This is a genomic window from Streptomyces apricus (assembly GCF_008369065.1).
GTDB classification, from domain to species: Bacteria; Actinomycetota; Actinomycetes; order Streptomycetales; family Streptomycetaceae; genus Streptomyces; species Streptomyces apricus.
In genome coordinates this window covers 938,563-943,806 of sequence record NZ_VDFC01000040.1, presented here as the reverse complement: position 1 = coordinate 943,806, position 5,244 = coordinate 938,563, and the positions used below count along the sequence as shown (strand labels likewise).

5 protein-coding genes are annotated in these 5,244 nt (G+C 76.2%); 4 read left to right on the top strand and 1 reads right to left on the bottom strand.

Translation table 11 applies throughout. The annotated features are described in order from the left end of the window. Positions 1–250, top strand: a 250-nt coding sequence (locus FGF04_RS41675) for a hypothetical protein (protein WP_223146389.1), incomplete at its 5' end; no start/stop codon positions are given. Here the strand turns inward: FGF04_RS41675 and FGF04_RS17295 are convergent. Further along, complete coding sequence (locus FGF04_RS17295) at positions 219–1,412, bottom strand: threonine aldolase family protein (protein ID WP_235882356.1); 1,194 nt, start codon at positions 1,410–1,412, stop codon at positions 219–221. The genes FGF04_RS41675 and FGF04_RS17295 overlap by 32 nt on opposite strands. 145 nt (positions 1,413–1,557) lie before the next feature. Between FGF04_RS17295 and FGF04_RS17290 the strand changes: the two genes are divergently transcribed. From FGF04_RS17290 to FGF04_RS17280, 3 genes are all read left to right on the top strand, one after another. Further along, entirely contained in the window at positions 1,558–2,529 is a 972-nt protein-coding gene (locus FGF04_RS17290) for a Rossmann-like and DUF2520 domain-containing protein (protein ID WP_149512147.1), read from the top strand. A gap of 37 nt (positions 2,530–2,566) precedes the next feature. After that, on the top strand, positions 2,567–3,556 hold the full coding sequence (gene panC / locus FGF04_RS17285) for a pantoate--beta-alanine ligase (protein WP_149512146.1): 990 nt from the start codon (positions 2,567–2,569) through the stop codon (positions 3,554–3,556). Continuing rightward, the coding region (locus tag FGF04_RS17280) for an L-aspartate oxidase (protein ID WP_149512329.1) at positions 3,553–5,244 on the top strand (1,692 nt) is incomplete at its 3' end. The genes panC and FGF04_RS17280, both read left to right, overlap by 4 nt.

The window sequence follows — 5,244 nt, the reverse complement described above, 5'->3', positions numbered from 1 at the left end:
GGCCGTGCGCGAGCTGCGCGACCGGGGGCGGTTCCGCACGGTCCTGGCCGGCCGGCTGGCCCGCGAACACGACCGGGCGGCCCTGGCCCGCCTGTTCGCCCGCCTGAGCCGCCTCGGCCGCCTTGCCCGTCCGAGCCGCCTTGGCCGCCCGAGCAGCCCTGCCCGTGCGAGCCGCCTCGCCCGGAGCCGCCGGGCGGGCGCCGGGGCCGGTCCGGGGATCAGCGGGGGATGCGCGCCACGAACTCCGTGACCGCGGCCCGTACGTCGTCCGCCGTCCACTCCAGGCCCGGCGCGCCCACCGTGACCTCGGTGTGCGCCAGGCCGGGACCGCCCCGCACCCACACCTGCGGGAAGAGCGACACGCCCGTCTCCTCCGCCTGCACCACCCCCGCCTCGACGAGGGCCTCGGCCTCGTACGGCAGCCACACCTGGAACTGGTGCGTGTGCGGTTCCTCCGGGTGGACCCGCGCCCAGGGCAGGCCGGCCCCGGCGAACCCCTCGCGCAGCGCGCCGGCGACCACGCGCGCGTGGGCCACGTACTCCGGGAGCCGGGGCAGCTCCCGCTCCAGGCCGATCAGCGCGGACAGGGCGGTGGGGAACTGCTGGAGGACCTGCCCGCCGTACCGGTGGCGCCAGGCCTTCGCCTCGTCGACCAGCGTCCTCGGGCCGGCCAGGGCGGCGCCGCCGAACCCGCCCAGCGACTTGTAGAAGGACACGTAGACGCTGTCCGCGAGCGCCGCGATCTCGTCCAGGGGGTGGCCGAAGTGGCTGGTGCACTCCCACAGGCGCGCCCCGTCGACGTGCACGACGGCGTCGCGCGCGCGGGCCGCGTCCGTGACGGCGACCAGCTCCTCCCAGGAGGGCAGCACGAAACCGGCCTCCCGCAGGGGCAGCTCCAGGAACAGCGTCCCGAACGGCTCGTCCAGGTCGTGCACCTCGCCGGCGGAGGGCGTCCGGGGCTCCTGCGTGGGGTGGACGGTCCGCAGGCCGCTCAGGTCGGCCAGGGCGTGCCGTTCGTGGAGCTCCGGGTGGGACAGGGGGTGCATCGCCACCGTCGCGTTGCCCGTGCGGCCCGCCCAGCAGCGCAGGGCGACCTGCTGGGCCATGGTGCCCGAGGGGAAAAAGGCGGCGGCCTCCGTGCCGAGCAGGCCCGCGACCCGCTCCTCCAGGGTTTCCACGATGCCGTTGCCGTACATGTCCACCGGCAGGTCGAGGTCGTACACGTCCGGCGCGGCGTCCGTCAGGCCGGTCAGCAGCTCGCCGACCGTGGCGCGGAAGCCGGGCCGCCACAGCGCCCGCCGGGCACCGCGCCAGGCGAGCCTGCGCCGCTCCCGCCGCTGCTCCGGCGTCGGCTGCGCCGCCTCCGCTCCCCGCGTCGGTTCCTGCGCCGGTCCCTGTGCCGCATCGTTCATGCTCCGGATCATGCAGGACACCGCGACAGGGGTCACGTGAATTGCCCCGGCCCCGTGGACGGAAGAACGGCCCCGGACCGATCGCGTTAACATGACGAAAATCGTCCGGTACCCCGAGCGGACTGGAACGGAAGGCCACCGTCGAGTGAGTACATTCCCCCAGCCGGATTCCCGGCCAGACCCCAGGGACCGTCCCGCGCGGCTCACCGTCGGCGTCGTCGGCGCCGGTCGGGTGGGCCCCGTCCTGGCCGCGGCGCTGCAGCTCGCCGGGCACCGCCCGGTGGCCGTGTCCGGGGTGTCCGACGCCTCCCGGCGCCGCGCCGCGCGCCTGCTGCCCGACGTGCCGCTGACGACCCCCGCGCAGGTCCTGGAGCGGGCCGACCTGGTGCTCCTGACGGTTCCCGACGACGCCCTGCCGGGACTGGTGGAGGGCCTCGTCGACACCGGTTCCGTCCGGCCCGGCCAGCTGCTCGTGCACACGTCCGGCCGGTACGGCGCGAAGGTCCTCGACCCGGCCCTGCGCGCCGGTGCGCTGCCCCTGGCCCTGCACCCCGCGATGACGTTCGCCGGCACCCCCGTGGACGTGCAGCGGCTCGCCGGGTGCTCCTTCGGGATCACCGCCCCCGAGGAGCTGCGGCTGGCCGCCGAGGCGCTGGTCATCGAGATGGGTGGCGAGCCCGAGTGGATCGCCGAGGAGGCCCGCCCGCTGTACCACGCGGCCCTCGCGCTCGGCGCGAACCACCTGGTCACCCTGGTCGCCGAGGCCATGGAGCTGCTGCGCGCGGCCGGGGTCGAGGCCCCGGACCGGATGCTGGGCCCGCTGCTGGGCGCCGCGCTGGACAACGCCCTCAGGTCGGGCGACGCGGCCCTCACCGGACCGGTGGCGCGCGGCGACGCGGGCACGGTCGCGGCGCACGTCGCCGAGCTGCGCAGGCACGCGCCGCAGACCGTCGCCGGCTACCTGGCGATGGCCCGCGCGACCGCCGACCGGGCCCTCGCCCACGGTCTGCTCAAGCCGGAACTCGCCGAGGACCTCCTGGGGGTACTCGCCGACCGACCCGCCGCCCGGCCCGGACCGGGCGGTTCCGGCGGGACCGAGGGGGACGACCTCCGATGACGACGACGTACGCAGGTACCCGGAGCGGAGCCGCCCGATGACCACCGTCCTGCTGAACACGGCCGAGGAACTGCACGCGCGCGTACGCGACGGTCGCCGCGCCGTCGTCATGACGATGGGCGCCCTGCACGAGGGCCACGCGACCCTGATCCGCACCGCCCGGCGGCTCGCGGGCGACGGCGAGGTCGTCGTCACCGTCTTCGTGAACCCCCTCCAGTTCGGCGCGGGCGAGGACCTCGACCGCTACCCGCGCACCCTGGACGCCGACATCAAGCTCGCCGAGCAGGCCGGCGCGGACGCCGTGTTCGCCCCGGCCGTGGACGAGGTCTACCCCGGCGGCGAACCCCAGGTGCGCATCAGTGCGGGACCCATGGGGGAGCGCCTGGAGGGCGCGACCCGGCCCGGGCACTTCGACGGCGTGCTCACCGTCGTCGCCAAGCTGCTGCACCTCACCCGGCCCGACGTGGCGCTGTTCGGGCAGAAGGACGCCCAGCAGCTCGCGCTGATCCGCCGCATGGTGCGCGACCTGAACTTCGGCGTGGAGATCGTCGGCGTTCCGACGGTGCGCGAGGCGGACGGCCTGGCCCTGTCCAGCCGCAACCGCTACCTGTCGGCCGCCGAGCGCCGTACCGCGCTCGCGCTGTCCCAGGCCCTGTTCGCGGGCGGCGACCGGCACGCCGCCCAGGAGGCCCTGCGCGCGCGGGCCCGCGAAGTGCCCGCCACGCACGCGCGTGCCGAGGCGCTCAGCGCCCTCGGCGAGTCCCGTGCCGCCGCCGACACGCACGCCGTCGCCAAGGCGGACCCGGGCGGCCCCGCCGCGGTCCGCGCCGCCGCCCGCCTGGTCCTCGACGACGCGGCCCGGCTGGACCCGCCACTCGTCCTGGACTACCTGGCGCTGGTCGATCCGTCCGACTTCACCGAGGTCCCGGACGGTTACACCGGCGAGGCCGTCCTCGCCGTCGCCGCCCGGGTCGGGACGACCCGGCTGATCGACAACATCCCCCTGACCTTCGGAGCCGCCCCGTGACCAGCACAGGCATACGTCTGCACGCGCCCGCCCCAGGCTGGTCCATCGAAGCCGACGTCGTGGTCGTCGGCTCCGGGGTCGCCGGACTCACCGCCGCCCTGCGCTGCGACGCGGCCGGCCTGCGGACGGTCGTCGTCACCAAGGCCCGCCTGGACGACGGCTCCACCCGCTGGGCCCAGGGCGGGATCGCCGCCGCGCTCGGCGAGGGCGACACCCCCGAGCAGCACCTCGACGACACCCTGGTGGCGGGCGCCGGCCTGTGCGACGAGGACGCCGTGCGCCTCCTGGTCACCGAGGGCCCCGACGCCGTACGCCGCCTCATCGGGACCGGCGCCCACTTCGACGAGTCCGAGGCGGGCGGCCTGGAGCTCACCCGCGAGGGCGGGCACCACCGCCGCCGCATCGCCCATGCGGGCGGCGACGCGACCGGCGCCGAGATCTCCCGCGCCCTCGTCGAGGCCGTTCGCGCGCGCGGGCTCCGTACGGTCGAGAACGCGCTGGTCCTGGATCTCCTCACGGACGCCGCGGGACGCACGGCCGGGGTGACCCTGCACGTCATGGGGGAGGGCCAGCACGACGGCGTGGGCGCCGTCCACGCGCCCGCCGTGGTCCTCGCGACCGGCGGCATGGGCCAGGTCTTCTCGGCGACCACCAACCCGTCGGTGTCCACCGGCGACGGCGTCGCCCTCGCCCTGCGCGCCGGGGCCGAGGTCAGCGACCTGGAGTTCGTGCAGTTCCACCCGACCGTGCTGTTCCTGGGCGCGGACGCCGAGGGCCAGCAGCCCCTGGTGTCCGAGGCGGTGCGCGGCGAGGGCGCCCACCTCGTGGACGCGGCCGGCGAGCGCTTCATGGTCGGGCAGCACGAACTGGCCGAACTGGCGCCCCGGGACATCGTCGCCAAGGGCATCACGCGGCGCATGCAGGAGCAGGGCGCCGAGCACATGTACCTGGACGCCCGGCACTTCGGCGCGCACATGTGGGAGAACCGCTTCCCGACGATCCTGGCCGCCTGCCGCGCGCACGGCATCGACCCGGTCACCGAGCCGATCCCGGTCGCCCCGGCCGCCCACTACGCCTCCGGCGGCGTACGCACCGACTCCCGGGGCCGCACCACCGTCCCCGGCCTGTACGCGTGCGGCGAGGTCGCCTGCACCGGCGTCCACGGCGCCAACCGGCTCGCCTCCAACTCCCTCCTGGAGGGCCTCGTCTACGCCGAGCGCATCGCGGCGGACATCGCGGACCGCCACGGGGAGGACGGCTCGCACGCGCGCGTGCCCTCGCCGGTCGAGCGCCCGGACCGGCCCGCCCACCCGCTGCTCGCCGCCGAGGCACGGTTCGCGATCCAGCGGATCATGACGGACGGCGCCGGCGTGCTGCGCTCGGCCGCCTCCCTGGAGACCGCTGCCGACCGCCTGCAGCGGCTGCACTCCGACGCCCGCGACGCCCTCGACGCGCACGGCAAGACCGCCGAGCCCGGCGTCGACACCTGGGAGGCGACCAACCTCCTGTGCGTGGCCCGCGTCCTGGTCGCCGCGGCCCGCCTGCGCGAGGAGACCCGCGGCTGCCACTGGCGCGAGGACCGGGCCGAACGGGACGACGCCGCGTGGCGCCGCCACATCGTCGTACGGCTCGATCCCGACCGCTCGCTCGCGGTGCACACCACCGACACCCCAGACTTCCCCCCGACC

What these genes read in the sequence shown, in the direction of transcription:
- FGF04_RS17295 (WP_235882356.1), bottom strand. Translation starts at nt 1,412, where the DNA reads ATGAACGATGCGGCACAGGGACCGGCGCAGGAACCGACGCGGGGAGCG.
- panC (WP_149512146.1), top strand. Translation starts at nt 2,567, where the DNA reads ATGACCACCGTCCTGCTGAACACGGCCGAGGAACTGCACGCGCGCGTA.